The organism is Leisingera sp. ABM4_060, from assembly GCF_056158765.1.
The window spans coordinates 2,009,971-2,036,322 of the sequence record NZ_JBSWTX010000001.1; the positions used below are offsets into that span (position 1 = coordinate 2,009,971).

General features: G+C 62.9%; 27 protein-coding genes. 19 read left to right on the forward strand and 8 right to left on the reverse strand.

The window, feature by feature from the left end:
* Positions 1–14: 14 nt before the first annotated feature.
* The 6 genes from ACXAEH_RS09960 to coxB form a co-directional block, all read right to left on the reverse strand.
* Positions 15–677, reverse strand: coding sequence for an SURF1 family protein (locus ACXAEH_RS09960; protein ID WP_475032415.1), 663 nt, complete (start codon positions 675–677; stop codon positions 15–17).
* Positions 678–778: 101 nt separating this feature from the next.
* Positions 779–1,588: a cytochrome c oxidase subunit 3 gene (locus ACXAEH_RS09965; RefSeq protein ID WP_475032417.1), complete on the reverse strand. Its 810-nt coding sequence runs from the start codon at positions 1,586–1,588 to the stop codon at positions 779–781.
* A gap of 23 nt (positions 1,589–1,611) precedes the next feature.
* Positions 1,612–2,199: a cytochrome c oxidase assembly protein gene (locus ACXAEH_RS09970; protein WP_475032419.1), complete on the reverse strand. Its 588-nt coding sequence runs from the start codon at positions 2,197–2,199 to the stop codon at positions 1,612–1,614.
* Positions 2,199–2,363: a cytochrome C oxidase assembly protein gene (locus ACXAEH_RS09975; protein WP_475032421.1), complete on the reverse strand. Its 165-nt coding sequence runs from the start codon at positions 2,361–2,363 to the stop codon at positions 2,199–2,201. Before ACXAEH_RS09975 ends, ACXAEH_RS09970 begins: the two co-directional genes overlap by 1 nt.
* 1 nt (position 2,364) lies before the next feature.
* Positions 2,365–3,306 (reverse strand): heme o synthase, encoded by a 942-nt coding sequence (cyoE, locus tag ACXAEH_RS09980; protein WP_475032423.1) that lies wholly within the window; start codon positions 3,304–3,306, stop codon positions 2,365–2,367.
* A 96-nt stretch (positions 3,307–3,402) separates the two neighbouring features.
* Positions 3,403–4,323 carry a cytochrome c oxidase subunit II gene (gene coxB, locus ACXAEH_RS09985; protein WP_475032425.1) on the reverse strand — a complete coding sequence of 307 codons (921 nt, stop codon included), beginning with the start codon at positions 4,321–4,323 and terminating at the stop codon, positions 3,403–3,405.
* Positions 4,324–4,516: 193 nt separating this feature from the next.
* On the opposite strand from coxB, the gene tldD reads away from it, so the two are divergent.
* From tldD to ACXAEH_RS10010, 5 genes are all read left to right on the forward strand, one after another.
* Positions 4,517–5,938: a metalloprotease TldD gene (gene tldD, locus ACXAEH_RS09990; protein ID WP_475032427.1), complete on the forward strand. Its 1,422-nt coding sequence runs from the start codon at positions 4,517–4,519 to the stop codon at positions 5,936–5,938.
* 230 nt (positions 5,939–6,168) lie between these two features.
* The gene (gene dprA, locus ACXAEH_RS09995) at positions 6,169–7,356 is read left to right on the forward strand and encodes a DNA-processing protein DprA (RefSeq protein ID WP_475032428.1); all 1,188 of its coding nucleotides are present in this window, start codon (positions 6,169–6,171) and stop codon (positions 7,354–7,356) included.
* 188 nt (positions 7,357–7,544) lie between these two features.
* Complete coding sequence (gene topA / locus ACXAEH_RS10000; RefSeq protein WP_475032430.1) at positions 7,545–10,178, forward strand: type I DNA topoisomerase; 2,634 nt, start codon at positions 7,545–7,547, stop codon at positions 10,176–10,178.
* A gap of 428 nt (positions 10,179–10,606) precedes the next feature.
* Positions 10,607–11,332: a CoA transferase subunit A gene (locus tag ACXAEH_RS10005; RefSeq protein WP_475032432.1), complete on the forward strand. Its 726-nt coding sequence runs from the start codon at positions 10,607–10,609 to the stop codon at positions 11,330–11,332.
* A complete protein-coding gene (locus ACXAEH_RS10010; RefSeq protein ID WP_475032433.1) occupies positions 11,332–11,961 on the forward strand; it encodes a CoA transferase subunit B in 630 nt (209 codons plus the stop codon). Before ACXAEH_RS10005 ends, ACXAEH_RS10010 begins: the two co-directional genes overlap by 1 nt.
* A 62-nt stretch (positions 11,962–12,023) precedes the next feature.
* Here the strand turns inward: ACXAEH_RS10010 and ACXAEH_RS10015 are convergent, their stop codons facing one another.
* Both ACXAEH_RS10015 and ACXAEH_RS10020 read right to left on the reverse strand, forming a co-directional pair.
* Positions 12,024–12,494, reverse strand: coding sequence for a hypothetical protein (locus ACXAEH_RS10015; protein WP_475032435.1), 471 nt, complete (start codon positions 12,492–12,494; stop codon positions 12,024–12,026).
* Positions 12,495–12,639: 145 nt separating this feature from the next.
* Positions 12,640–13,449, reverse strand: coding sequence for a lytic transglycosylase domain-containing protein (locus ACXAEH_RS10020; protein ID WP_475032437.1), 810 nt, complete (start codon positions 13,447–13,449; stop codon positions 12,640–12,642).
* 357 nt (positions 13,450–13,806) lie between these two features.
* Here ACXAEH_RS10020 and ACXAEH_RS10025 point away from each other — a divergent pair, with 357 nt between their 5' ends.
* The 14 genes from ACXAEH_RS10025 to ACXAEH_RS10090 all read left to right on the forward strand — a co-directional run bounded on the left by ACXAEH_RS10025 (position 13,807) and on the right by ACXAEH_RS10090 (position 26,289).
* Positions 13,807–13,986 (forward strand): Flp family type IVb pilin, encoded by a 180-nt coding sequence (locus ACXAEH_RS10025; RefSeq protein WP_475032438.1) that lies wholly within the window; start codon positions 13,807–13,809, stop codon positions 13,984–13,986.
* A 310-nt stretch (positions 13,987–14,296) separates the two neighbouring features.
* Positions 14,297–14,476 carry a Flp family type IVb pilin gene (locus ACXAEH_RS10030; protein WP_475032438.1) on the forward strand — a complete coding sequence of 60 codons (180 nt, stop codon included), beginning with the start codon at positions 14,297–14,299 and terminating at the stop codon, positions 14,474–14,476.
* Between the two features lie 86 nt (positions 14,477–14,562).
* Entirely contained in the window at positions 14,563–14,739 is a 177-nt protein-coding gene (locus ACXAEH_RS10035; protein ID WP_475032439.1) for a hypothetical protein, read from the forward strand.
* Positions 14,740–14,885: 146 nt separating this feature from the next.
* Entirely contained in the window at positions 14,886–15,743 is an 858-nt protein-coding gene (gene cpaB / locus ACXAEH_RS10040; protein WP_475032440.1) for a Flp pilus assembly protein CpaB, read from the forward strand.
* Positions 15,744–15,958: 215 nt separating this feature from the next.
* Positions 15,959–17,365, forward strand: coding sequence for a type II and III secretion system protein family protein (locus tag ACXAEH_RS10045; RefSeq protein WP_475032442.1), 1,407 nt, complete (start codon positions 15,959–15,961; stop codon positions 17,363–17,365).
* Between the two features lie 15 nt (positions 17,366–17,380).
* Entirely contained in the window at positions 17,381–18,010 is a 630-nt protein-coding gene (locus ACXAEH_RS10050; protein ID WP_475032444.1) for an OmpA family protein, read from the forward strand.
* Between the two features lie 164 nt (positions 18,011–18,174).
* On the forward strand, positions 18,175–19,404 hold the full coding sequence (locus ACXAEH_RS10055; protein WP_475032446.1) for a CpaE/TadZ family protein: 1,230 nt from the start codon (positions 18,175–18,177) through the stop codon (positions 19,402–19,404).
* 24 nt (positions 19,405–19,428) lie between these two features.
* A complete protein-coding gene (locus tag ACXAEH_RS10060) occupies positions 19,429–20,868 on the forward strand; it encodes a CpaF family protein (RefSeq protein WP_475032448.1) in 1,440 nt (479 codons plus the stop codon).
* Positions 20,868–21,836 (forward strand): type II secretion system F family protein, encoded by a 969-nt coding sequence (locus tag ACXAEH_RS10065; protein ID WP_475032450.1) that lies wholly within the window; start codon positions 20,868–20,870, stop codon positions 21,834–21,836. The genes ACXAEH_RS10060 and ACXAEH_RS10065 overlap by 1 nt, the downstream gene beginning before the upstream one ends.
* 10 nt (positions 21,837–21,846) lie before the next feature.
* Positions 21,847–22,830 carry a type II secretion system F family protein gene (locus ACXAEH_RS10070; protein ID WP_475032452.1) on the forward strand — a complete coding sequence of 328 codons (984 nt, stop codon included), beginning with the start codon at positions 21,847–21,849 and terminating at the stop codon, positions 22,828–22,830.
* The gene (locus ACXAEH_RS10075) at positions 22,830–23,420 is read left to right on the forward strand and encodes a tetratricopeptide repeat protein (RefSeq protein WP_475032454.1); all 591 of its coding nucleotides are present in this window, start codon (positions 22,830–22,832) and stop codon (positions 23,418–23,420) included. Before ACXAEH_RS10070 ends, ACXAEH_RS10075 begins: the two co-directional genes overlap by 1 nt.
* A gap of 30 nt (positions 23,421–23,450) precedes the next feature.
* On the forward strand, positions 23,451–24,299 hold the full coding sequence (locus tag ACXAEH_RS10080) for a tetratricopeptide repeat protein (RefSeq protein WP_475032456.1): 849 nt from the start codon (positions 23,451–23,453) through the stop codon (positions 24,297–24,299).
* A 3-nt stretch (positions 24,300–24,302) separates the two neighbouring features.
* Positions 24,303–24,800: a prepilin peptidase gene (locus ACXAEH_RS10085; protein ID WP_475032458.1), complete on the forward strand. Its 498-nt coding sequence runs from the start codon at positions 24,303–24,305 to the stop codon at positions 24,798–24,800.
* A 181-nt stretch (positions 24,801–24,981) separates the two neighbouring features.
* The gene (locus ACXAEH_RS10090) at positions 24,982–26,289 is read left to right on the forward strand and encodes an ATPase (protein WP_475032460.1); all 1,308 of its coding nucleotides are present in this window, start codon (positions 24,982–24,984) and stop codon (positions 26,287–26,289) included.
* Positions 26,290–26,352 lie beyond the last annotated feature (63 nt).

Sequence of the window (26,352 nt, forward strand, 5' to 3'; positions counted from 1 at the left end):
CAGCTCTTTTCAGTTCAGGGGCGGCTGCGCCGCAGGAAGTAGAGGGTCATCGCGGCCCAGATAAAGGCCAGCGAAAACCAGGTGATCGCATATTGCAAGTGGTTGTTGGGGATGCCCGCAGTTGTCACGGCATGCGGCGTCACAGCGGCCTCGGGCGCAGCGGAGCGGGCGACGATCAGGACAGGCTCTGTTTCGAGCTGTTCTGCCATGTAGGCCACGTCCCGGGCATACAGAATATTGGCGGCAGCGTCCGGCGCGGGCGTGGTCCAATCGCCTTCGTCCGGCCAGAGCAGGTTTCCGGTGATTGACGCGGATCCGTAAGTGCGCGCCGCACTCTTCTCAGCGGCCGGAATGAAACCGCGGTCCAGCAGAACCCGCCTGCCATCGGTTGTCACAAACGGTGCGATGACGCGATAGCCTGTCTCGGCGTCCTTCGTGACCCAGAACACATGCAATTCGCTGGCTTCGATCTCACCAGCGGCGGTGACGGCCCGGTAGCGGTCTTGCTCTTTGGCCGGGGACTGAGGCAAAGCCACGGGCGCAGCCGCTATATTGGCCTCAATCGTCCGCAAAAGGCCTTCCTTTTCGGCCAGGCGCTGAAGCTGCCAGACGCCAAGCCCGACCAGCACCGCAACCCCGGCACCGCCAACGATCAACAGGAAGATGACACGCCGCATCGACGCTGCTCCGCTTCAAAATTCAAGGCGCGCAAGGTGTCCCTTGCGCGCCCCGTGTGTGACTTCATGGATGCGGATAATCAACCGCAAACATGTAACCATTACAAACCAGCGGTGCCCCAGATGTAGACGGCTACGAAGAGGAACAGCCAGACGACGTCCACAAAGTGCCAGTACCAGGCGGCGGCCTCGAAACCGACGTGCTGCTCGGGGGTGAAGTGGCCCTTCATCGCGCGGAACAGGCAGACGGTCAGGAAGATGGTGCCGATCACAACGTGGAAGCCGTGGAAGCCGGTGGCCATGAAGAAGTTCGAATAGAACTCGTCGCCGCCGAACTGCCAGCCTTCGTGCAGCAGGTGGTAGTATTCATAGCCCTGCAGGCCGGTGAAGGCGATGCCCAGGGCGATACCGATGGACAGGCCCTGGATCAGCGCCTTGCGGTCATTGTTGTGGACCAGCGCGTGGTGCGCCCAGGTCACGGCACAGCCGGACAGCAGCAAGATCAGGGTGTTGATCAGCGGCAGGTGGAAAGGGTCGACCGGGTAGATCGCCGGGGCGATGTACTCGGTGCCGGCATAGGTCTCCATCGGGTACATGGCGTGTTTGAAGAACGACCAGAACCAGGCAAAGAAGAACATCACCTCGGACATCACAAACAGGATGAAGCCATAACGCAGGCCGATGCGCACGACCGGCGTGTGGTCGCCCTGGCCGCTTTCCTTGACGACTTCGGACCACCAGGCAAATGCCGAGTACAGCACCAGCACCAGCGCGCCCCAGAACAGGTAGGAGGTGATCCCCTGCATCCACAGCACTGCGCCGAACAGCATGAAGAAGGTGCCCAAGGAGCTCAGCAGCGGCCAGATCGACGGCGGCAGAATGTGATAATCGTGATTTTTAGCGTGCGCCATTTAAGTGTCCCTCACCTAGCGGCCTAGTTCGTGGTTGTGCCTGCCCCGGTGTTATCCCCGGTCTCGAGGGCTGCGTATCCCTCGGGCAGATCGATTTCATTGAACGTGTACGACAGCGTGATCGTATGCACGTATTTTGCGTCCCGGTCATCAATGATTTCCGGGTCAACATAGAAGGTCACGGGCATCTGCACCCGCTCCCCAGGCTGAAGCACCTGCTCGGTAAAGCAGAAGCAGTCGATTTTTTCGAAGAAGTAACCGGCCTCATACGGCACCACATTATAGGATGCCTGGCCCGCTACCGGGCGGTCGGTCGGGTTGTAGGCCTCGTAGAAGGCAAGCCCGGTCTCGCCCAGCTTGATCTCCATCTCGCGCACCACGGGCTTGAACTCCCACGGCATGCCAAGCGCCTTGGAGGCGTCGAAGCGCACTTTGATGGTCCGGTCCAGCACGGTGTCGGAACCGCCATTGGCCACCTGAGTGACACCGCCAAAGCCGGTCACCCGGCAGAACCAGTCGTAAAACGGCACCGAGGCCCACGACAGGCCGCCCATCAGGACAACCACGCCCACCAGCTGGACGACAGTTTTCTGGGGTCCTTGCAGAGCCATCAGTTCTGCTCCCCCTGCGCGTCCGGGAACTTGAAGCCAGAGGAGGTGACCTTGACCATGGTCAGCGCCATGATCAGCACCACAAAGGCGGCCAGCAGAATGCCGACGCCGATATTGAGGCCCGAGCGGCGCTTGTGGATTTCATGGTCCTTGCGCAATGCCATGTTACCAGCCTCCCAGCCCGAAGGGTTTCAGCAGGGCTTCGGCCAGAATGGCGCCGAAATGCAGGAACAGATACAGCAGCGACAATTTGAAGAAGCTGCGTTCCACCTTGAAATTGTCGGCCTCGGAATCGTCCTCATTGCGGCGGGTGATCTTCCAGGCGCCATGCAGGAACAGCGCGTTCAGCACCAGGGCGACGGCCAGATACAGCGGGCCGCCGATGCTGGAGAAAGCGGTGCCAACGGCCAGCACGGCCAGCAGCACGGTATAGGCGAGGATATGGAGGCGGGTCGCGCGGCGGCCGTGGGTCACGGTCAGCATCGGCACGCCCGCGTCGTCGTAATCAGAGCGCATGAACAACGCCAGCGCCCAGAAATGCGGCGGGGTCCACATGAAAGTGAGCAGGAACATCAGCCAGGGCTCGACCGACATGGTGCCGGTGGCGGCGATCCAGCCGATCACCGGCGGGAAGGCGCCCGCGGCGCCGCCGATCACGATGTTCTGCGGCGTCGCCCGCTTGAGCCACATGGTGTAGACCACCACGTAGAAGAAGATGGTGAAAGCCAGGAAAGCGCCTGCAAAGATATTGGCGGCCAGCGCCAGCATGATCACCGACAGGCCCGACAGCGCCAGGCCCAGGGCCAGGGCCTCGCCGGGCTCGACCTTGCCGGCCGGGATCGGGCGGCCCTTGGTGCGTTTCATCACCTTGTCGATATCGGCATCCCACCACATGTTCAGCGCACCGGAGGCGCCGCCGCCGATGGCGATGAACAGGATGGCGCAGAAGCCGACAACAGGATGCACGCCAACCGGAGCCGCCAGCAGGCCGACCAGCGCGGTGAACACAACCAGCGACATCACACGCGGCTTCAGCAGGGCGAAGTAATCGCCGAAGCTGGCCTCGTCTTCATATGCGCGGCTGGCATTGATGCTTGCGTCGGTCATCTTGCGTCCTTTGGCGGCAGCAACTGCGCATTGCTGCGCAGCCGGGTCTTTTCTCTGAAACATACGGAGCTCCCTTGGGCTCCATATAGTCAGTTATCAGTTCGAGGCGACCTGGAAGGATTGCGGGGTGCCCGCCAGTTCTTCCTTGGTGGCAGCCAGCCAGGCGTCGTACTCGGCCTGGGTCACGACCTTGACGGTGATCGGCATATAGGCGTGGTCCTTGCCGCACAGTTCGGAGCACTGGCCGAAGTAGACGCCCTCCTTGCCTTCGTCGACGTTGAACCACAGTTCCGCCAGGCGGCCGGGCACCGCGTCCTGCTTCACGCCGAAGGCCGGGATGGTCCAGGAGTGGATCACGTCGGCGGCGGTCACCTGCATCACAATGGTCTTGCCCGACGGCACCACAACCGAGGTGTCGGTGGCCAGCAGGAACTCGTCTTCGTTGAAGCCCGCGTCGGTCAGCTTGGCGCGCATCGCGTCATCCAGCACGAACGGGGTGACGTCGGCGTCTGCCGGACGGGTTGCCGGATCGAGGGTCGACGGGTTGCCCAGCATGTAGCTTTCGAACTCGACGCCTTCGTCCACATATTCATACCCCCAGTACCACTGGTAGCCCGTCACCTTGATGGTGATGTCGCCCTCGGGGATTTCCTGCTGGGCAAACAGCTGCGGCAGCGAGAAGGAACCGATGAAAACCAGAACCAGGATCGGGATCACGGTCCAGGCGATTTCGATCGGGGTGTGGTGGGTGAATTTCGCCGGGGTCGGGTTGGCGCGGCGGTTGAAACGCAGGATCGCGAACAGCAGCAGGCCAGCGACAAAGACGCAGATCACGGTGATGATCACCAGGATCATCCAGTCCAGCTTATGGATCCCGTCCATCAAGGAGGTCGCCGCGGGCTGGAAATTCAGGCCGCCGTCGACCGGCTTGCCAATGGTTTCAAGGCCTTCTTGCGCTGTGGCTGGAAGGCTTGCAAGGCCGGCGAAAAGGCCCGAAAGCATCAAAGCGTTTTTCATGTTCTGTCCTGATCGGTTGATCGCATGTTCCTGCGGCAGCACGAAATCGGGGAATCAATGATTCCACAAAACGCACCTGCCCCGTTGTCTTTGAGGCAGCTTAAAATCATATTCAGAGGCACAGATAAAGAGGCAGCCAAGCGTCAAACCGTCGCTTTCTTGATTTACATCAAAAAAACCCGAGGACCGTGCCATGGAAAACCCAGCCTTCCGCCCATTTGAAACCGCGCTTCCCGAAGATGAGGCCCTGGCCTGTTTGCGCGACGCGCTGAACGGGGCCGAGGATGGCGAGATCTTTGCCGAGCGCCGCAAGTCCGAGGCGCTGTCCTTTGATGACGGGCGGCTGCGCAGTGCCAGCTATGATGCCTCCGAAGGCTTTGGTTTAAGGGCGGTGAATGGCGATGTGGCCGGGTATGCCCATTCCACCGAGGTCTCCATCGCGTCGCTGAAGCGGGCAGCGGAAACCGCCCGGCTGGCGGTGGGTGATGGCGGCGGCACCTATTCGGCGGCACCGCAGGCAACCAACACGAAGCTCTACACCGATGCCGATCCGATCAGCGCCATGCCGTTCCCGGTCAAGGTAGAGACGCTGCGCGAAATTGATGCCTACGCACGTGATCTGGATCAACGCGTGGTGCAGGTTTCCGCGTCACTGGCCGCCTCGCTGCAGGAAGTGGAGATCCTGCGCGCCGACGGGGCGCGGGTCAGCGATACCCGCCCGATGGCCCGGCTGAATGTCTCTGTGATCGTCGAAAAGGACGGCCGCCGCGAAAGCGGCTCTGCCGGCGGCGGCGGGCGGCTGGGGCTCGACGGGCTGGTCGATCCCAAGCACTGGCAGGCCCAAGTGCAGGAGGCGCTGCGGATCGCGCTGGTCAATCTGGACGCGGTCCCGGCACCTGCGGGCGAGATGGATGTGGTGCTTGGCCCCGGCTGGCCCGGCATCCTGCTGCACGAGGCCATCGGCCATGGCCTGGAAGGCGACTTCAACCGCAAGGGGTCCTCTGCCTTTGCCGGGCTGATGGGCCAGCAAATCGCCGCCAAGGGGGTCACTGTGCTGGATGACGGCACCATCCCGGACCGGCGCGGCTCGATCACTGTCGACGACGAGGGCACCCCGAGCCAGAAAACCACCCTGATCGAGGACGGCGTGCTGGTCGGCTTCATGCAGGACCGCCAGAACGCCCGGCTGATGGGGGTCTCCCCCACCGGCAACGGACGGCGGCAGAGCTATGCCCATCCGCCGATGCCGCGGATGACCAACACCTATATGCTGGGCGGCGGGACCGATCCGGGCGAACTGGTGGCCGGCATCAAGGACGGCATCTGGGCCGTCGGTTTTGGCGGCGGCCAGGTGGACATCACCAATGGCAAGTTCGTGTTCTCCTGCACCGAAGCCTACCGGGTCAAGGACGGCAAGGTCGGCGCGCCGGTCAAAGGCGCCACGCTGATCGGCGACGGCGCCACCGCGCTGAAACAGATTCGCGGGCTTGGCAACGACATGGCGCTGGACCCCGGCATGGGCAATTGCGGCAAGGCAGGCCAATGGGTGCCTGTCGGCGTCGGCCAGCCTTCGGTGCTGATGGGCGGCCTGACGGTTGGCGGCTCGGCGGCTTGAGGCTGCCTGCCCAATGGGTCCAACCTCCAACGTTTCCGGCCTGGATGCCGTTGCATCCGGGCCGGATTGACTGAAAGCAGCCTCCCGCAACCTGCGGGCGAAACCCAATTCTCCATTTGTTTTCGCTACTTACGAAAATTTTCGGGAAATTTCTAAAAAACCTCACTGCGTTCACCACCTGTTAACCCCCTCAAGGTTAATTCTGGTTCTGCAAACAGGCGGAGCTGCGGATGACTGAAGAAGCACATTCTTCCACTCACCCCCCACTCCCACCCACCACGGAAGATACGCAGTATTCCTGGCTTCGTCTGTTGCGCTCCAAGCGGGTAGGCCCGGTGACGTTTCACCGGCTGCTCGCTCAATACGGTTCAGCGCAGAACGCGCTGGATGCGCTGCCTGAAATGGCACGCTCCGCAGGTATCAAGGGGTATGAAACATGCCCTGCCAGTGCGGTGGACGCCGAAATTAAGGCCGCAAAAGCCGCCAAAGCGCGGCTTTTGTGCTTTTCGGATCCGCTATACCCCGCTCTTCTGTCCGGGCTGAAAGATGCGCCGCCCCTGCTGTGGGCCATTGGCGACCTTTCCGTGCTGGAGCGCCCGATGATCTCGATCGTGGGCGCCCGCAATGCCTCCTCGCTGGGGCTGCGCATGGCCCGCTCGCTGGCGCAGAGCCTGGGCGAAGCCGGCTATACGGTGGTCTCAGGCATGGCCCGCGGCGTCGACACCGCCGCGCATCAGGCCGCGCTGCAGACCGGAACCATTGCAGTGCTGGCAGGCGGCGCAGATGTGATCTATCCGGCAGAAAACGCTGGCCTGGCCGGGCGTATCAGCGAAACAGGCCTGCGCCTCTCAGAACAGCCGGTCGGCATGACGCCCCAGGCCCGCGATTTTCCCAAGCGCAACCGGATCATTGCCGGCATGCCGCGCGCCGTGGTGGTGGTTGAGGCGGCGGCAAAGTCCGGCAGCCTGATCACCGCCCGGGACGCACTTGACTATGGCCGCGAGGTGCTGGCGGTGCCCGGGCATCCGTTTGACGCCCGCTCCTCCGGCTGCAACCGGCTGATCCGCGACGGCGCCGTGCTGATCCGCGATGCAGCCGACGTGTTGGACGCACTGCCGCCGCAGGATATTGCTCCGGCGGCCATGAAGGCTGCACCGGCAGCCAGCCTGCAGCAGGCGCTGGCGGATTTGCCGCCGCCGCCGCCCCAGCAGCGCAGCCTGGCAGAGACCCACGCCCTGCATCAGCAGATCCTTGGCCGGCTGGGCCCCACGCCCACGTCCGAGACCGATCTGCTGCGCGACCTCGCACTGCCGCCGCAGGATCTGGCGCCGGCGCTGACCGATCTCGAACTTGAAGGCACGATCACCCGCCAGCCCGGCGGCCTGCTGTCCAAGGCGCTGCCAGAGGAGAAAGACTGACTCCCCCAGCCCCGCCAAACACCCTGAACCGGCGCCGCAAAGCTCCCTTTGCTGACCGCCGCAACAGCAGCGCAAACACTGCGTTTGCCGCCGCGTCCATTGGGCCCGGATTGACAATCCCCCCTTGCGCCCCACATCTTGCCCCGCCATAGAACCCGCAGAAGCGGTCCGAAGAGGTATCAGAATTAATGCCAGTTGTTGTTGTCGAATCCCCGGCCAAAGCAAAAACAATCAATAAGTACCTGGGCTCCGGCTATACGGTTCTGGCGTCTTACGGCCATGTGCGCGACCTGCCGCGCAAGGACGGGTCGGTCGATCCCGACGACGGATTTGGCATGACCTGGGAGGTCGGCGCTGATTCCCGCAAACATGTGAAGGCCATCGCCGACGCGCTGAAAGAGGACAATGCGCTGATTCTCGCCACCGACCCCGACCGCGAGGGGGAGGCAATCAGCTGGCATCTGCAGGAGGCGCTGACCAAGCGCCGCTCGATCAAGAAGGACACGCCGGTCAGCCGGGTGACCTTCAACGCCATCACCAAGGAAGCGGTGACCGAGGCGATGAGCAAACCCCGCCAGGTCGACATGCCGCTGGTCGAAGCCTACCTGGCGCGGCGCGCGCTGGACTATCTGGTGGGCTTCAACCTGTCGCCGGTGTTGTGGCGCAAACTGCCCGGTGCCCGCTCTGCGGGCCGGGTGCAGTCGGTCTGTCTGCGGCTGATCGTCGAGCGCGAGATGGAAATCGAGGCCTTCAACGCTCAGGAGTACTGGTCGGTGCGGGCGCAGCTGGCCACTCCGCGCAGCCAGGAATTTGAAGCACGCCTGACCGTTCTGGGCGGCGAAAAGCTCGACAAATATTCCTTGAAAAACGCCACCGCTGCCGAACTGGCAGTGCAGGCGGTTGCTTCACGCAGCCTGTCAGTGCTGTCGGTGGAGGCGAAACCTGCCGCCCGCAACCCCTCTGCACCCTTCATGACCTCGACCCTGCAGCAGGAAGCCAGCCGCAAGTTCGGCATGGGCGCGCGCCAGACCATGAATGCGGCGCAGCGGCTCTATGAAGCGGGCTATATCACCTATATGCGGACCGACGGCATCGATATGGCGCCGGAAGCCGTGCAGGAAGCCCGCGCCGAGATCGAAAAGCGCTATGGTGCCGAATACGTGCCCTCCAGCCCGCGGATCTACAAGAACAAGGCCAAGAACGCGCAGGAAGCGCACGAATGTATCCGCCCGACGGACATGAGCCGTGACGCCAAGGCGCTGAAGGTCACGGATGACGATCAGCGCAAGCTGTATGACCTGATCTGGAAGCGCACCCTGTCCTGCCAGATGGAAGGCGCCCGGCTGGAACGCACCACCGTCGACATCGGCTCGGACGACCGCCAGATTGTGCTGCGCGCAACCGGCCAGGTGGTGCTGTTCGACGGTTTCATGCGTGTTTACGAGGAAGGCCGCGACGACGTCTCGGACGAGGACGACAAACGCCTGCCGCAGATCATGCAGGGAGAAGCGCTGAAATTTGCCTCCTCGCTGGCGGCGCAGGCCGAAAAGGCCGGCAAGGACGCGTCGGTACTGTCTGAAAACGGCGCCGTGCTGGCGCTGCAGCACCACACCCAGCCGCCGCCGCGCTATACCGAGGCAACCTTGGTCAAACGCATGGAAGAGCTGGGCATCGGGCGCCCCTCGACCTATGCGTCGGTGATCACCACGATCCAGGACCGCGAATACGTCCGCAAGGAGAAGAACCGCCTGTTCCCCGAGGACAAGGGCCGGATCGTCACCATCTTCCTTTTGAACTTCTTCCGCAAATACGTGGGCTACGAGTTCACCGCCAACCTGGAGGAAGAGCTGGATGACGTGAGCGCCGGCGCCCGCGACTACAAGGACCTGCTGGGCAAGTTCTGGCGCGATTTCTCGGCGGCGATTACCGAGACATCGGACCTGCGCATCACCGAAGTGCTGGACGTGCTGGACGCGGCCCTTGCACCGCAGCTCTATCCGCCGCGCGAGGATGGCACCGACCCGCGCAGCTGCCCGAAATGCGGCGCAGGCCAGCTGCATCTGAAAACCTCGCGCACCGGCGGTTTTGTCGGCTGCGGCAACTACCCGGAATGCAATTACACCCGGCCGATCTCAGGCGAAGGGGCGGAAGGCTACGAACGTATCCTGGGCGAGGACGCAGGCGACGAGATCCACCTGAAGTCCGGCCGTTTCGGCCCTTATGTGCAGCGCGGCGAAGCCACACCGGAAAACAAGAAGCCGCCGCGTTCTTCGCTGCCCAAGCAAGGCAAGGATTTCCTGCCCGGCTGGGGGCCGAATGAGGTCACGCTGGAACAGGCCCTGACCCTGCTGACCCTGCCGCGCGACATCGGCCTGCACCCGGACGGCGGTGCAATCCAGTCCAACCTGGGCCGGTTCGGGCCATATATCGCGCACCAGCTGCCGAATGAGGAAAAGCCGGTCTATGTGAACCTCAAGGAGACGCTGGACGTCTTTGAGATCGGCATGAACCGCGCGGTTGAGATGCTGGCCGAGAAACGCGCCAACCCGGGCCGCCGCGGCAGCCGGGCCGCGGCCAAGCCGCTGAAGGAACTGGGGGAGCACCCCGAGAGCGGCGGCGCCATCAACATCATGGACGGGCGGTACGGGCCGTACGTCAAATGGGAGAAGGTGAACGCCACCCTGCCCAAGGACGTGGAGCCCAAGGACGTGACCATGGAAATGGCGGTGCAGCTGATTGCCGAGAAATCCTCCAAGGGCGGCAAGAAGAAGACGGCCGCCAAGAAAAAGGCCGCGCCAAAGAAAGCTGCCGCCAAGGAGTGACCGCTGTCGGGGTGCTCCCGCCGGCTCCGGGCGCATGGACATGCGCACTTCCCCGTTGGGCCCGGCGCCGCTGACGCGGCGCGGGCGGTTCCCTTTTCCGGCCCTGCCCTCCGTTTCGCAGCGGGTCAAGGGCGGCGCAGCCGCCGCGCCAGAGGCTTGCCCTTGAGGCGCTGGGACACAAGGACACACTGGCGAACGCCCTGAAAGGGCAGACCTGCCCTTGCAGGGCTTCTCAGCCCCCCCTTGCGCCGCGCAGCGGCGCCACGCCCAAGCCTGTTGGAGCATTTGCCAGCGGCAAAAGCGCCCGGAAGGCGCGGGAGCCTCTCCTGTCCTGCCTACCGTAGAAATACCTGCCCGGCTCCGTATTCGTTGACTTTCCCCCGCCCGGGCGCCAGAAATCGCTGCAACCGGCACAATGGGAGATCTCCATGAAAAAGGTATATTCCAGCGCCGCTGAAGCACTCGACGGGCTGCTTCACGACGGCATGTTCATCGCTGCGGGCGGCTTTGGCCTCTGCGGCATCCCCGAGCTGCTCTTGCAGGCGATCAAGGACGCGGGCACCAAGGACCTGACCTTTGCCTCCAACAACGCGGGCGTTGACGATTTCGGCATCGGCATCCTGTTGCAGACCCGGCAGGTGAAGAAGATGATCTCCTCCTACGTGGGTGAGAACGCGGAATTCATGCGCCAGTACCTGAGCGGCGAGCTGGAGCTGGAATTCAACCCGCAAGGCACCCTGGCCGAGCGCATGCGCGCCGGCGGCGCAGGCATTCCGGGCTTCTTCACCAAGACCGGCGTCGGCACCGTGATTGCCGAGGGCAAGGTGGAGAAGCAGTTCCCCACCGGGCCGGACGGCGCGATGGAGGATTACATCATGGAGGAAGGCATCTTTGCCGACCTCGCCATCGTCAAGGCCTGGAAAGCCGATGAGACCGGCAACCTGGTGTTCCGCAAGACCGCGCGCAACTTCAACGCGCCGGCCGCCACCTGCGGGAAGATCTGCGTGGCCGAAGTGGAAGAAATCGTGCCCACCGGATCGCTGGACCCGGACTCGATCCACCTGCCCGGCATCTATGTGAACCGCCTGATCCAGGGCGACCACGAGAAACGCATCGAACAGCGCACCGTCCGTCAGAAGAAGGAGCAAGCATAATGCCTTGGGACCGCAATCAGATGGCGGCACGCGCCGCGCAGGAGCTGCAGGACGGCTGGTATGTGAACCTGGGCATCGGCATCCCGACGCTGGTCTCCAACTACATCCCCGAGGGTGTGGAAGTGACCTTGCAGTCGGAAAACGGCATGCTGGGCATGGGCCCCTTCCCCTTTGAGGGCGAAGAGGACCCCGACCTGATCAATGCGGGCAAGCAGACCATCACCGAGCTGCCGCAGACCGCCTATTTCGACTCGGCACAAAGCTTTGCGATGATCCGCGGCGGCAAGATCGCCATGGCGATCCTGGGCGCGATGGAAGTGGCCGAGAACGGCGACCTGGCGAACTGGATGATCCCCGGCAAGCTGGTTAAGGGCATGGGCGGCGCCATGGATCTGGTTGCGGGCGTCGGCCGTGTGGTGGTGGTGATGGACCACACAAACAAGCACGGCGACAGCAAGGTGCTGAAGGAATGCACCCTGCCGCTGACCGGCAAGGGCGTGGTCGACCGCATCATCACCAATCTGGGCGTGCTGGATGTTGTGGATGGCGGGCTGAAGATTGTCGAGCTGGCCGACGGTGTCAGCGAGGACGAGCTTCGCGCCGCAACCCAGGCCGCGATCGTGGACTGAGCCTGCCGTCAAGGATTTCGGGAAAGGCCCGGCGGGAGACCGCCGGGCTTTTTCTTTGCCGCTCAGACTCCGGCAGCAGCCCCGGGCCGGGCACGGGGCCGCAGCGTGTGCCAGACCGCGCCTTCCGGCGGGTTGACGATTTCCCACATGTAGACCCGCTTGTCATACCAGTTGACGATCTTCTCGCCCTCGTCCTCGAAGACCACCACGCAATAGCTGCCCTCTGCCGGGTCGCAGCTATCCTTGCCCAGCCAAGTCACGGTGACCGGATCCACCAGATGCCGTTTGAAAAGGACCATGGCCTTGGTCTGCTTGCCGGAAACATACAGCGCGCCGGCAAACAGGCCTGCCGCCAGCAGGATAAAGCCTGGGCCAGAGAAATTCCGGAACGGGCTGGCTTTGGCGGCACCCGGCGCAAAGGCCACAAAGACCATCCGCCCGAAAAAACCAACAAATGCGATGAAACCAAGCAGCATGAGCTTGCTGGACAGCCCTTGCGAGCCCACGGCAATTGCCGATGGATCAATACCCAAATCCAATGTCTTTCTCCAATGTCTTGAAACCTGAAAATGCAGGCCGGGAACTGCCCCTTCCGGCAGCATAGACACCACCGGAGCAGGGTAATGCAAATTTATCGAAAATTATTGGTTAATCGGCGTGTTGCGGTCTGGGCCGCCGCTACTTCATCACCCGGAAGACGCAGCCATCGGAAATCAGCTCAGGCGGCGTCAGGCAAAGGCCCCGCGCCACCTGATAGGCCGTCAGAACCTTGGGGACGTAGTCCCGCGTTTCGGCAAAAGGCGGCACCCCCTGATGATTGCGCACCGCGCCTTCGCCCGCATTGTAGCCCGCCAGGACCAGAATCGGGTCGCCGCCGAATTCACCCATCAGCCAATCCAGGTACTGAATGCCGCCGGAAATGTTCTGCTGTGCCTGCAGCGCGTCGCTGACGCCAAAACGGGCCGCGGTATCGGGCATCAGCTGCATCAGCCCCTGTGCCCCGGCTGAGCTGACCGCATCCGCCTTGCCTGCGGATTCGACGGCGATCACCGCAAGCACCAATGCGGGCGACACACGGGTGCCCGCGCTTTCGGTCAGAATATGCACGCCGCGGGCCTGGGCAATCTCCTGCATCAGCTGCAGCCGCGGCGCCGCCAGATCCTTGGCGCCGGTCAAGGCCTGCAGCGCGCTCTCCAGCCGTCCCGGCCCCGCAGCCTCAAGCCCGGGCGTGACCTTGTCCCAGAACCAGCCGTAGCGCCCCGCCGCCGGCCTCTCCTCTCCGGGGGCGGTCGCCGCCGCTTGCTCTTCGGGGGCCGGTTCCAGCGCTGGCTCGATCTGAATGGTGATGCGCTTGCCGGTTCCTGGCGCAGGCGGCTTGACCCGCTTGGCCTCGAACTGGGGAAAGGGGGCCGGCTGCTGCTCCTGCCCCGGTGCGGCCAGAGGCATGGCGCAGGCAGCCAGCGCCAGAACTGCTGTGCGGAATGTCATTGCCCGGCCTGCCTGTGGTTTTCTTTTACAGCAGACTCGGGAACCTGGGCCGCAAAATCCAGCTTTTCCGCCCCGGAATTTGGCGTGTTCGCCATATTTGCCCCCGTCTGGCGCCAAAATACCACGCCGCCACATGCAGTAACGAAAAATTAATCACACAAAATCAAATGGATAATCAAATTCTTGCCGAAAAGTAAAAATTGGGCAGCCTTTTCCGGCTTTCAGCCCAAATCCTGCCACGCTGCACTGGCTATATGTACTCATCCAAGCCGGACAGTGGTCGAGCAGGTGAGAGAGCAGACCCTGGCGAGAAGGCGGGATAACGCAAATTCTGAGATCCTTTGGAGGGACCAAACCATGATCAAATTCTTCAAAAACTTCCGCAAAGACGAATCCGGCGCCGTGACTGTTGACTGGGTTGTGCTGACCGCAGCCGTGGCCGCTCTGGGCGGCGTTGTCTACACCGCCATCGAAGACGGCGCAGATGACCTGACCGACCAGACCAGCACCTTCCTGGCGACCCAGGCACCGTCCTAAGTTCGCATCGCGGTCACAGACGATCGCTTCCGGGCCGTCCTGCTTCAGGGCGGCCCTTTCTGATTCCTGCTTTCTTTTCAGCTGCCTGCGCCCAGTCTGGGTGCAACCCGGGCTTTCCTAAAAAACGTCCGAACCGGCGTTAAGGTTTTTCTGCTTTTGGGCAGAAAGCACAGGATTACGTCAAATTAACGCCCCATTCACAAAGCTTAATAGACTTATCACCTGACGGGGCGGCCCAATGTGAGAGAGCGGGCCACACACTCCGGCAGGATCGATCAGACATTCAAATTTCCTTTGGAGGGACCAAACCATGATCAAATTCTTCAAAAACTTCCGCAAAGACGAATCCGGCGCCGTGACTGTTGACTGGGTTGTGCTGACCGCAGCCGTGGCCGCACTGGGCGGCGTTGTCTACACTGCCATCGAAGACGGCGCAGACGACCTGACCGACCAGACCAGCACCTTCCTGGCGACCCAGGCACCGTCCTGATCACGGTCTGACATCACCCGCGGCGCTGGCTTTGCCTAGCGCCGCTCCTGCCCCGGATTTCTACTCAAGGCAGAGAGGTTGAGAACGTGAATAAGCTGAAGTCATATCTTGCCCGGGATGAGGGCGCGATCACTGTTGACTGGGTTGTTCTTTGCGCCGCAGTTGTTGGACTGGCAGCGTTGATTGCCGCCTCGATGGAGGATGGCGCGCTGGGACTGGCCAATCTGGTCGCAGCCTACATGACAAACTGGTCATTCAGTTAAGGGCGCCGCAAGCCGCCCTTAGCCGCACGGCCTTTCTGGCCGCATCGCTGACGCGGCAGAAGGCCGGCGGTTCTACAGCAGTTTGAATAATCCAGCAGCCGGTTCCACCCGTGGGACTCCGGCTCGAGTTGATGAGAGGTAACGCAATGCGAGCAGTTTTCGGACTTGTGCTGATTGTCGGTGTCGCCCTCGCCGGCGGCGCTGTCATGATGGCGAAGAACTACATTTCGGCCTACCAGAACGAACTGGCACGCGAACGCGCTGCCCGCGCCGAGGCGGTGCCGACGGTGGACGTCTATGTCGCCACCAAAGCGCTGAAATACGGCGAACGGCTGTCCAAAGAAGCTGTGCGCGCGGTGCGCTGGCCGGAAAACGCCATCCCCGAAGGCGCCTTTACCTCTCTGGAAACCCTGTTCCCGCCGGAAAGCGGCGACGAGTTGCGCGTGGTGCTGCGCGCCATGGAAAAGGATGAGGCGGTGATGGCCATCAAGGTCACCCGGCCGGGCGAAGACGCCGGCATCACCTCGCGCCTGGCCCGCGGCATGCGTGCTTTTGCAATCAAGGTTGACGTCTCCTCAGGCGTGTCCGGCTTCCTGCGCCCCGGCGACAAGGTGGATGTCTACTGGACCGGCGTTATGCCCCGGGCCGGCGGCACCCATGGCGAAGTGACCCGGCTGATCGAAACCAATGTCGAGCTGGTGGCCGTGGACCAAAGCGCCGGCGGCGACATCAACGAAGCGATCATTGCCCGCACCGTCACGGTTGCGGCGCACCCTGAACAAGTGGCCGCCCTGGCACAGGCCCAAACCACCGGCCGGCTGTCCCTGGCCCTGGTCGGCGCCGGTGACGACACCATCGCTGCGGTTGTCGAAGTGGATCAGCGCAAACTGCTGGGCCTGGGCGCGCTGGAAGCGCCGCAGGAGGTGGAACAGAAGAAAGTCTGCACCATCCGCACCCGCCGCGGCGCCGAAGTTGTGGAAATCCCGATCCCTTGCACCAACTGAAAAATCCATTTCCGGGCAAGCTGTTAGCAGCGTCAGCCGCCTCTTCTCAGCGAAGGGTGGCTGAATTGCCTGTTGCCCTGGCCCCACAATGGGCGGCCCTAGGGAATCACTCCGAAGCCATTGATTCTTGCAATAATTCGGGATCTGCAGCACAGTGCCCGAAAGAGCGGGCAAAAAGACCCGGATTTTGAGGCGTGATCGGAAAGGCAGGTCACATGGCAATTCGAAGGTTCGTAGCGGCGGCCCTGATGGGGCTATCGCTTGTTGGCATGCCGCAGGCGGATGGGGCATCGGCGCAATCCCTGCGGGTGGTGAAAAAGGGCACGGCGGCAACGCTGGATGTGCCCATGAACCGCGCAGTGGTGGTGGAAAGCGAAACACCCTTTGCTGAGCTCAGCATCGCCAACCCCAGCATCGCGGATATCTCCTCGCTGTCTGACCGCACCATCTATGTGCTGGGCAAATCCCCCGGCCTGACCACGCTGACGCTGCTCGACGGCTCCGGCCGGCTGATCACCAATGTGGATGTGCGGGTGGCCGCGGATGTCACCGAATTCAAACAGCGGCTGCGCCAGATCCTGCCCAACGAGAAGATCGAGGTGCGCACCGCCAATGACGGCATCGTGCTGTCCGGCACCGTGTCCAGCGCGGCCCGGCTGCAGCGGGCGCTGGACCTGGCCGAGCGTTACGCGCCGGAACGGGTCAGCAACCTGATGTCGGTGGGCGGCGTGCAGCAGGTGATGCTCAAGGTCCGCTTTGCCGAAATGCAGCGCACGGTGTCCAAATCGCTGAGCGCCTCGCTGGGCTTTAACGGCGGCTCCGGCAATGGCCGCACCGGTGGTATCAACACCCTGAACACCTCGGGCGCGCTGGCCAACTCGCTGGCCGGCAATATCCCTGCCGCCAACAACAACACCGGCGCCTTCCTGTTCGGCTTCAACGCAGGCTCCGTCCAGGTCAGCCTGCTGCTGGAAGCGCTGGAGCAGAAGGGCGTTGTCCGCACCCTGGCCGAACCGAACCTCTCTGCCCTGTCGGGACAGGAAGCGAAGTTCCTGGCCGGCGGCGAATACCCGGTGCCCGTGGCCCAGGAAGACGGTGTCATCACCATTGAGTTCAAACCCTTCGGTATCGAGCTGAACTTCATTCCCCGGGTGGTCGACGGCGATCTGATCAATCTGGAACTGAATGCCGCGGTATCGGCCATCGACCCGGCTAACTCGCTGACACTGAACAACTTTACCATCGACGCCTTCTCCCGGCGCGAAACCTCAACAACGGTCGAGATGCGCGACGGCGAAAGCTTCGCCATTGCCGGGCTGATCAGCGACGAATTCCTCGACAACTCTTCGCAGCTGCCCTGGCTGGGCGACGTGCCGGTGCTGGGCGCCCTGTTCCGCAGTGCCGATTACCAGCGCGAGCAGACCGAACTGGTGATCATCGTCAGCGCCCATCTGGTCACCCCGACCCGCGGCGAGGCCCTGACCCTGCCGACCGACCGTGTGGCCCCGCCCAGCGAAAAGGATCTGTTCCTGTTCGGGCGCACCACCCGCACCAAGAACGGTCCGGCTGCGGAAGTGGCGAAGCAGGATTTCAACGGCTCTTACGGCTACGTGCTGGACTGATAAGGAGTGGCACAGATGATCAGAACCGCTGCAATTCTCGGCCTTGTCCTGGCCGCCGCTGCCTGTGAACGGGAAGCAGGGCGCGAACTGTACAGAGGCGGCGCCTTTGGCGAGGCGACCCTCAACAATGCAGCGGTGATGAGCGGCGAGCGCAGCTTTGCCATCCAGCTGGCCAGCCGGTTCGCCAAGGAAGTGCCGACCATCATCAATTTCGACTTTGACAGCGCCCGCCTGGACGCCGACGCCCGCGCAGTGCTGGACAGCCAGGCGAACTGGATCAAGCAGTTCCCCGAAGTCCGCTTCCGCGTCTTCGGCCACACCGACGCTGTCGGCAGCAACGCCTACAACCGGCGGCTGGGGCTGCGCAGGGCCCGTGCTGCGGTCAGTTACCTGGTGTCGCGTGGCATCAGCCGCAGCAGGCTGGAGGCGGTGGTCTCCCATGGCGAAACCCAGCCGCTGGTGCCGACCCCGAACCGGGAGCGCCGCAACCGCCGCACCGTCACCGAGGTAAGCGGGTTCCTCAAGCGCCATCCGACGGTGCTGGACGGCAAATATGCCCAGATCATCTACCGCGAATATCTGGAAAGCGCGGTTCCGGCCACGACGCTGACCGAGCAGAAATCACTGGAACGCACGCTGGAGTAACTGTTTCCATTGACTTCCTCTGTCCGGGCGCGGCCAAGGTATTAACAATTCCCTATATTTGGGGCTTTTTGGCCCCAATATCGCCCAGATTGCCATCGACATTGTTTCCAAGAGGCGGACTGTGCCCAAGGCCCGGTCTGCCCATGTGAACAAGGATGATGGCGATGAGCAGCGGAATGCCGCAAACAGAGACACCAGCGATTGTTGCCTGCACGATCAGCCGTGACGTGCAGAATTTCGACCTTCTGATCGAAGACATGGAAACCGCTCTGGGCGAGGCCTGGGGGGACCTTGGCTTTACAGAGGCGCTGGCCTTCTTTGCACAGGCCGAAGCGGAACCCCTGCAATTTGTCGCGCTTGCCATCGACAGCGCCGACGAGGGCGACCTGCCCCTGATGGGCGAGATCATCACCCAGGCCAAGGCGCGCGGCATCAAGGTTATCCTGATCGCCGAAGACGTCACCCCGGCCGCGCTGCACACGCTGCTGCGCCAGGGTGCGGACGAGTTTGTCCCCTACCCGCTGCCGGAACAGGAACTGCAAGCGGCCATCGAACGGCTGCAGGCCCCTGCACCCGAAGTCGCGGTGAACCCGCATCAGCTGCAGACCGGCACCCAGCGCGAGGGCGCGGTGGTGGTCTGCCACGGCCTGGCAGGCGGCTCCGGCTCCACCACCATGGCGGTGAACCTGGCGTGGGAACTGGCAGCGCTCAGCGAACACGAAGAGCCCAGCGTCTGTCTGCTGGATTTCGACCTGCAAAGCGGTTCGGTCTCGACCTATCTGGACCTGCCCCGCCGCGAAGCGGTGATGGAAATGCTCAGCGAAACCGAAAGCATGGATGAGGAACTGTTCGGCCAGGCGCTGCAGCCGTTCCAGGAAAAGCTGCAAGTGCTGACCGCTCCGTCCGAGATGGTGCCGCTGGATCTCTTGTCGCCCGACGACATCGCCCGGGTGATTGAAATGGCGCGCAGCCACTTCGACTTTGTCGTCATCGACATGCCGCACACGCTGGTGCAATGGTCCGAAACCGTGCTGAGCACAGCGCATGTGTATTTTGCGCTGATCGAACTGGACATGCGCTCGGCCCAGAACGCGCTGCGCATGAAGCGGGCGCTGCAGTCCGAGGACCTGCCGTTCGAAAAATTGCGCTTTGCCCTGAACCGGGCGCCGAAGTTTACCGACCTCACCGGCAAAAGCCGGGTCAAGCGGATGGCGGAATCCCTGAGCATCTCGATCGATCTGCAGCTGCCCGACGGCGGCAAGCAGGTGCTGCAGAGCTGCGACCACGGGCTGCCGCTGGCCGTTTCGGCTGCGAAGAATCCCTTGCGCAAGGAAATCGCCAAGCTGGCAGCCTCGCTGCACGAGCTGGGCCGGAGTGAAGCCGAAGCCGCCTGAGCGGCTTGAACTGGGGGTGAGTTGATGTTTTCCAAATACAAGAAGCAAGCGGCCAAACCGGCCGCGCCCGCACCGCAGCCTGCCGCCGCGCCGGCCGCTGCTGCTGCCGCGCCGGCCGCCAGCCTGCGCCGCCCGGTCCAGCGCAAGGCCGCCGAAGCCGCGCCGATGGACAAGGAGCGCAAGCGCAAGGAGCGGCTGAGCGAGATCAAGATCCAGCTGCACCGGGAACTGCTGGAAAACCTGAACCTGGCAGCGCTGGAAAACGCCGTCGAGGCCGAGCTGCGCGCTGAGATCGCCTCCATCGCAACCGAGATTCTGGCCGAAAAGAGCATCGTGCTGAACCGCGAAGACCGGCAGCAGCTGAACAAGGAGCTGTATGACGAGGTCACCGGCCTCGGGCCGCTGGAAGCGCTGCTGCAGGACGACACCGTCAGCGATATTCTGGTCAACGGCCCGCAGCAGATCTTTGTCGAACGCAGCGGCAAACTGCAGCTCAGCGACATTACCTTCAAGGATGAGAAGCACCTGATGCGGATCATCGACAAGATCGTCTCTGCCGTGGGACGCCGTGTCGATGAAAGCAACCCCTATGTGGACGCCCGCCTGGCCGACGGCTCGCGTTTCAACGCGATGGTGCCGCCGATTGCGGTAGACGGCTCTCTGGTGTCGATCCGGAAGTTCAAAAAGGACAAACTGGGCATCGACGATCTGGTGCAATTCGGCGCTTTCACCGAGGAAATGGCAGCCTATCTGCAAGCCGCGGTCTCTACCCGGCTGAACGTGATCGTCTCCGGCGGTACCGGCTCCGGTAAAACCACCACCCTCAACGCGCTGTCGTCTTTCATCGACAATTCCGAGCGGATCCTCACCATCGAGGACACCGCGGAACTTCAGCTGCAGCAGACCCATGTGGGCCGGATGGAAAGCCGCCCCCCGAACGTCGAAGGCAAGGGCGAGGTATCGCCGCGCGACTGTCTGAAAAACGCACTGCGGATGCGCCCCGACCGCATCATCGTCGGCGAGACCCGCGGCGAGGAAGTGATCGACATGCTGCAGGCGATGAACACCGGCCACGACGGTTCGATGACCACCATCCACGCCAACAACGCACGCGACGGGATCTCCCGCCTGGAAAACATGATTGCCATGGCCGGCATCGAAATGCCGCTCAAGGCGGTGCGCAGCCAGATCTCCTCGGCTGTGAACCTGATCGTGCAGGCGTCGCGCCTGCAAGACGGCTCACGCCGGATGACCTCGATCACCGAAGTCACCGGCATGGAAGGCGACGTGATCTCGATGCAGGAAATCTTCCGCTTCCAGCGGGTCGGGCTGACCCCGGACAACAAGATCATCGGCCATTTCACCGCCACCGGCGTGCGCAGCCATTTCTCCGAGCGCTTCCGCCTGTGGGGCTTTGACCTGCCGGCCTCGATCTATGAACCCACCGTGATGGAGGCGCGCTGATGCAACTGAGTGCTGAACCGCTTATCTACGGCTTGATCTTCTTCGGGGTTCTGGCCCTGGTCGAAGGTCTCTATCTGTTCACCTTCGGCAAATCCATCAGCCTCAACAGCAAGGTCAACCGCCGGCTGGAGATGATGGAGAAGGGCAGCAACCGCGAGCAGGTGCTGGAGCAGCTGCGCAAGGAGCTGGGCCAGCACGCCAGATCGCAGTCGATCCCGCTTTATTCGCTGCTGTCGGACCGGGCGCAGAAGGCGGCCATCGCCTTTTCTCCGAAACAGCTGATTCTGATCATGGCGGGTCTCGCGGGCATTGCCTTTGTCGGGCTCAGCATCGGCACCTCTGCCCCCCTGCCCGTCAAGGTTCTGGGGTCGGTCATTATCGGCGTCGGCGCGGTGTTCTTCTGGGTCAACAAGAAAGCCGCCAAGCGGATGGCGATGATCGAGGAACAGTTGCCCGACGCGGTGGAGCTGATGGTGCGCTCCTTGCGCGTCGGCCACCCCTTTACCTCGGCGGTGCAGATTGTCGCCAATGAGGTCGAGGACCCGCTGGCCACCGAATTCGGGATCATCTCGGACGAATGCGCCTATGGCCGCGATGTCGGCGAGGCGCTCAAGGAAATGGCCGAGCGGCTGGACATGCAGGATATGCGCTTCCTCGCCGTTGCGGTGACCATTCAGCAGCAATCGGGCGGCAACCTGGCCGAAGTTCTGGATGGCCTCGCCAAGGTGATCCGCGCCCGCTTCCGCCTGTTCCGCCGGGTCAAGGCCATCACCGCCGAGGCGCAATGGTCGGGCAAGTTCCTGTCAGGCTTCCCGCTGTTCTGCCTGGGCGCCATTCTGGTCAAGGACCCGAACTATTACGACACCGTGCTGGATCATCCCTGGTTCATTCCCGCCTGTTTCCTGGTGGGCACGATGCTGACCGTCAACCTCTTTGTCATGCGCATGCTGACCAACATCAAAGTCTGAGGAGGCGCCGATGGAGTTTCTGACCGGAATCAATGACTACCTGACTGCAAACTTCGGCGATCTCGGCCCGCTGCTCGCGCTTGGCATTGCCGGCCTGTTCATGATCCTGCTGGCGGTTCCCCTGATGCTGAACCAGCCCGAGGACCCGCTGAAGAAGCTGCAGAAGAACATCGCGCCCGAGACCCGGACCAAGCCCAAGAAAGAGCGGCTGCGCCAGGCTGACCGCAACGAGCAGCTGCAGAAGTTCGCCAGTTTCCTGGAACCGCAGAACGCCGAGGATCTCTCTGCGATGGAGCTGAAGCTGCGCCAGGCGGGCTATCATTCCAAGGACTCGGTGCGGCTGTTCCATTTTGCCCAGTTTGCGCTTGGCCTGGTCGGCCTGGGCTGCGGGCTGTTCTTTGTCTATGTGCTGAACGCCGATATGGACTATGACAGCCAGCAGATGGCAATCCGCATCATCGGCCCAGGCGTGGCCGGCTATATGCTGCCCAAATACTGGGTCACCCGCCGGATCGAAGAACGCAAGCAGAAGATCACCGAAGGCTTCCCCGACGCGCTCGACATGATGCTGGTCTGCGTCGAAGCGGGCCAGTCGCTGGATCAGGCCATTGTCCGCGTCGCCAAGGAGCTGCACGCCTCCTTCCCGGAACTGGCCGAGGAATTCGAGGTCGTCGCCTATGAAATGAAGGCCGGCAAGGAAAAGGACAAGGTGCTGCGCGACATGGGCACCCGCTGCGGAGTGCAGGATGTGTCCTCCTTTGTCACCGTGATGATCCAGTCCGCCAGCTTCGGCACCTCGATTGCCGACGCCCTGCGGGTTTATGCCGGGGAAATGCGTGACAAGCGCGTGATGCGCGCCGAAGAGGCCGCAAACAAGTTGCCCGTGAAGATGACCCTTGCCACAATGGGGCTGACGGTTCCGCCCTTGCTGATCATCCTGGTCGGCCCGTCGATACAAGGCATTATGAACATGGGCAACGCAGGACCCCAGTAATGAAGACAAAGCCACGGGCACTGGCTGCCCGTCTGCTGCCAGCGGCTGCCGCCGCCAGTGCCCTTGCGCTGGCGGCGGCTTGCGCGCCGGGCGGGCTGAAGCAGGACAAGGGCAGCCCCTGGGCACCCGGCGCCGATCACCGGCGCGAGGCCGAGGACGGGCTGTTGGTCGGAAACCGGCTGATGGCCGCGGGCGAGCATGAGCTGGCACTGGAGGCCTTTACCCGCGCCGCCCTCGACCAGGGGCTGACACCCGAAGTGCTCTCTGGCATGGGTTCGGCCAAGCTTGGCCTGCGGCGGCTGGGCCAGGCGGAGGGGCTGCTGCGCCAGGCGGTGGATGCAGATCCAGCCTGGCCGGAGCCGATGAACAACCTTGGTGTGGTACTGATGGAACGCGGCAAGACCGCGGAAGCCGTGCAGGTGTTTCAGCGTGCCTATGCGCTTGACAATGGCGAAAGTGACGCAATCCGCGATAATTTACGCCTGGCACTCGCAAAACTGGAAAATCCTGCGCATACTGAGCCTCAAAACGAAGACTATAAATTGGTGCGGCAAGGCGGCGGCAGCTACCTGATTCGCCAGACACCATGACCGAGGCAGAGCAGTAAAAAGGACGCACCAATGCGCCAGCAGTTTTTCCTATCCGCTTCTCTGGCAGGGGCGCTGGTCCTGGCGGCCTGCGCGGAGAAAGCCGATGAAACCGTGGAACGGGCCTTTCAGGACGTGAATGTCATCGACGAGAGCAATCTCAACGATGTCATGCTGACCGTCGCCGACCCGAACGAGGCGGTCGCCCATTTCCAGCGCACCGCCCAGAACAACCCGGAACGGATTGACCTGCAGCGCGGCCTGGCACATTCCCTGATCCGCGCCAAGCGCACCACCGAAGGCACCGCCGCCTGGAAGAAAGTGGTGTCGATGAAAGGCGCCACCAGCGAAGACCGGGTGCAATTGGCCGGGGCCCTGGTGCGCAGCGGCGAATGGGACGCCGCCAAGGCGGAGCTGGACCAGGTGCCGCCCACCCACGAGACCTATGAACGCTACAGGCTGGAAGCGGTGGTCGCAGACGCCGGCAAGGACTGGAAACGCGCTGACAGCTTCTATGAGATCGCCGCAGGGCTGACCACGACGCCTGCCAAGGTGATGAACAACTGGGGCTATTCCAAGCTGACCCGCGGCGATTTTGCCGGGGCTGAGCGGCTGTTCGGCGAGTCGATCCGCCAGGACCAAACCCTGTTCACCGCCAAGAACAATCTGGTGCTGGCCCGCGGCGCGCAGCGCAACTACACCCTGCCGGTGATCCCGATGCAGCAGACCGAGCGCGCGCTGCTGCTGCACACGCTGGCGCTGTCGGCGGTGAAACAGGGCGACGTCAAAACCGGCGAAGGCCTGCTGCGCGAAGCCATCGACACCCACCCGCAGCATTTCGAGGAAGCGGCCAGCGCGCTGGAAGCGCTGGAGAACGGCTGATCCATGCATTTTCCGGCCCATGCCGCCCTGTGGTTCCTGCCGTTTGTGCTGCCGCTCTGCTATACGGTGGCGCTGACGGACCTGCGCGGCATGCGCATTCCCAACTGGACCGTTGATCTGCTGATCGCGGTCTATGTTGCCATCGGCCTCCTGATCATGCCGAGCTGGAGCGACTATGGCTGGCACCTGCTGCATCTGCCCATCGGCATCGGCTTGGGCTTCCTGTTCTATGCCGCTGGTGCCGTGGGCGCAGGCGATGCCAAATTCGCCGGCGCCGCGGCGCCGTTCTTTGCGCTCGGCGACCTGCGGCTTCTGATGATAATCTTCGCCGCCACCCTGCTGGCCGGCTTCACCGCCCACCGGATCGCCAAGCACACGCCGCTGCGGCGGCTGGCGCCGCACTGGCAAAGCTGGGAGACCGGAAAGAGCTTTCCAATGGGCCTGTGCCTGGGCGGCGCCCTGGCGATCTACCTGCTCCTGGCAGCCTTTCACGGCAGTTAAACAGCTTGCAGCCTGCAGGCCCGCAAAACTGGCAGCCCCCTAAAACTTATCCGGTTTTCCCGCTGCCTTCGCGGAATTGGCCCAGCTCTGCCCCGCTGCTGCCACAGTCCTGAATAGTCTGTTTCCAAAGCGTGCCTCATTCAAGCGGGCACGAATCCGGAGTTCAGGAGCAGGCACCGCCATGAATATGCAGAACCTCACCGTGATGGCCCCTCCCGCCCCCCGCGGGCTGGAGCAGATGCAGCTGCCGCTGGTGATGATGCGGGACATCCTGCTCAAGACCATCTTCCGCAAGAACGTGGAAAACGTGACGGAGATCGCCGAGGCGATCTGCCTGCCCGCTTCCGTCACCCAGGAGCTGGTGGACATTGCCCGCGAGCAGAAGCTGCTGGAGGCCACCGGCACTCTCAACGCCAACAGCGGCAACGAGATGGGCTATCAGCTGACCGACGCCGGTAAATCCCGCGCCCTGGATGCGCTCAGCCAGTCGGAATATTTCGGCGCCATGCCGGTGCCCCTGGATGTCTACCGCGAACAGGTGAAACGCCAGTCGATCCGCAACATCCAGGTGACGCGCGACCAGCTGACCAATGCGATGGGCCACCTGATCCTGCCCGACAGCCTGCTGGACCACCTCGGGCCCGCTGTCAGCGCCGGCCGCTCGATCCTGATGTACGGCCCGCCCGGCAACGGTAAATCCTCAATCTCCAACGGCATCCGCGATGCGCTGGGGGATCATGTTTATGTGCCGCGTGCCATCGAATACTCCGGCCAGGTGATCACCGTCTATGACCCGATCGTGCACACCGAAGTGGAGCAGGAACCGGAGGATCCCAATGCCCTGCGCCGCCGCAAACGGTTCGACACCCGCTATGTGATGTGCCAGCGCCCCACCGTGATCACCGGCGGCGAGCTGTCGCTGGATATGCTTGACCTGGTCTACAACCCGACCGCGCGCACCTATCAGGCACCCCTGCAGCTGAAGTCCACAGGCGGCATCTTCATCGTCGACGACCTTGGCCGGCAGGCGGAACCGCCGCAATCGCTGGTCAACCGCTGGATCGTGCCGCTGGAGGAAAGCAAGGACATCCTGGCACTGCAGTCGGGCGAGAAATTCGAGGTGCCATTCGACACGCTGGTGATCTTCTCCACCAACTTCCACCCGAACGAGATCTTCGACCAGGCAGCGCTGCGCCGGATCTTCTTCAAGATCAAGATCGACGGGCCGGACCAGGAAAACTACCTCAAGATCTTTGCGCTGGTGGCCCGCAAGAAAGGCATGCCGCTGGATGAGGCCGCGCTGGTGCATCTGCTGAAACGCAAATACCCCACGATCAGCAACGTCTATGCGAACTACCAGCCGGTGTTCCTGATCGACCAGATGATTGCCATCTGCGAATTCGAGGGCATCCCCTACCAGATGACCCCCGACCTGATCGACCGCGCCTGGGCAAACATGTTCGTCAAGGATGAGAAGATCGTGAAGTGAAGCGGTTTCTTTCCGCCGCACTGGCCGCTGCCTTGCTTGGCGGCACGGCCCAGGCGGATAATG

What these genes read in the sequence shown, in the direction of transcription:
- tldD (WP_475032427.1), top strand. Translation starts at nt 4,517, where the DNA reads ATGGAAAACCCAGCCTTCCGCCCATTTGAAACCGCGCTTCCCGAAGAT.
- cyoE (WP_475032423.1), bottom strand. Translation starts at nt 3,306, where the DNA reads ATGACCGACGCAAGCATCAATGCCAGCCGCGCATATGAAGACGAGGCC.
- ACXAEH_RS10050 (WP_475032444.1), top strand. Translation starts at nt 17,381, where the DNA reads ATGATCAGAACCGCTGCAATTCTCGGCCTTGTCCTGGCCGCCGCTGCC.
- cpaB (WP_475032440.1), top strand. Translation starts at nt 14,886, where the DNA reads ATGCGAGCAGTTTTCGGACTTGTGCTGATTGTCGGTGTCGCCCTCGCC.
- ACXAEH_RS10025 (WP_475032438.1), top strand. Translation starts at nt 13,807, where the DNA reads ATGATCAAATTCTTCAAAAACTTCCGCAAAGACGAATCCGGCGCCGTG.
- ACXAEH_RS10010 (WP_475032433.1), top strand. Translation starts at nt 11,332, where the DNA reads ATGCCTTGGGACCGCAATCAGATGGCGGCACGCGCCGCGCAGGAGCTG.
- ACXAEH_RS10030 (WP_475032438.1), top strand. Translation starts at nt 14,297, where the DNA reads ATGATCAAATTCTTCAAAAACTTCCGCAAAGACGAATCCGGCGCCGTG.
- ACXAEH_RS10060 (WP_475032448.1), top strand. Translation starts at nt 19,429, where the DNA reads ATGTTTTCCAAATACAAGAAGCAAGCGGCCAAACCGGCCGCGCCCGCA.
- ACXAEH_RS10090 (WP_475032460.1), top strand. Translation starts at nt 24,982, where the DNA reads ATGAATATGCAGAACCTCACCGTGATGGCCCCTCCCGCCCCCCGCGGG.
- ACXAEH_RS10005 (WP_475032432.1), top strand. Translation starts at nt 10,607, where the DNA reads ATGAAAAAGGTATATTCCAGCGCCGCTGAAGCACTCGACGGGCTGCTT.
- topA (WP_475032430.1), top strand. Translation starts at nt 7,545, where the DNA reads ATGCCAGTTGTTGTTGTCGAATCCCCGGCCAAAGCAAAAACAATCAAT.
- ACXAEH_RS10075 (WP_475032454.1), top strand. Translation starts at nt 22,830, where the DNA reads ATGAAGACAAAGCCACGGGCACTGGCTGCCCGTCTGCTGCCAGCGGCT.
- ACXAEH_RS10045 (WP_475032442.1), top strand. Translation starts at nt 15,959, where the DNA reads ATGGCAATTCGAAGGTTCGTAGCGGCGGCCCTGATGGGGCTATCGCTT.
- ACXAEH_RS10055 (WP_475032446.1), top strand. Translation starts at nt 18,175, where the DNA reads ATGAGCAGCGGAATGCCGCAAACAGAGACACCAGCGATTGTTGCCTGC.
- dprA (WP_475032428.1), top strand. Translation starts at nt 6,169, where the DNA reads ATGACTGAAGAAGCACATTCTTCCACTCACCCCCCACTCCCACCCACC.
- ACXAEH_RS10085 (WP_475032458.1), top strand. Translation starts at nt 24,303, where the DNA reads ATGCATTTTCCGGCCCATGCCGCCCTGTGGTTCCTGCCGTTTGTGCTG.
- ACXAEH_RS10065 (WP_475032450.1), top strand. Translation starts at nt 20,868, where the DNA reads ATGCAACTGAGTGCTGAACCGCTTATCTACGGCTTGATCTTCTTCGGG.
- coxB (WP_475032425.1), bottom strand. Translation starts at nt 4,323, where the DNA reads ATGAAAAACGCTTTGATGCTTTCGGGCCTTTTCGCCGGCCTTGCAAGC.
- ACXAEH_RS10080 (WP_475032456.1), top strand. Translation starts at nt 23,451, where the DNA reads ATGCGCCAGCAGTTTTTCCTATCCGCTTCTCTGGCAGGGGCGCTGGTC.
- ACXAEH_RS09970 (WP_475032419.1), bottom strand. Translation starts at nt 2,199, where the DNA reads ATGGCTCTGCAAGGACCCCAGAAAACTGTCGTCCAGCTGGTGGGCGTG.
- ACXAEH_RS10070 (WP_475032452.1), top strand. Translation starts at nt 21,847, where the DNA reads ATGGAGTTTCTGACCGGAATCAATGACTACCTGACTGCAAACTTCGGC.
- ACXAEH_RS09965 (WP_475032417.1), bottom strand. Translation starts at nt 1,588, where the DNA reads ATGGCGCACGCTAAAAATCACGATTATCACATTCTGCCGCCGTCGATC.
- ACXAEH_RS10020 (WP_475032437.1), bottom strand. Translation starts at nt 13,449, where the DNA reads ATGACATTCCGCACAGCAGTTCTGGCGCTGGCTGCCTGCGCCATGCCT.
- ACXAEH_RS09960 (WP_475032415.1), bottom strand. Translation starts at nt 677, where the DNA reads ATGCGGCGTGTCATCTTCCTGTTGATCGTTGGCGGTGCCGGGGTTGCG.
- ACXAEH_RS09975 (WP_475032421.1), bottom strand. Translation starts at nt 2,363, where the DNA reads ATGGCATTGCGCAAGGACCATGAAATCCACAAGCGCCGCTCGGGCCTC.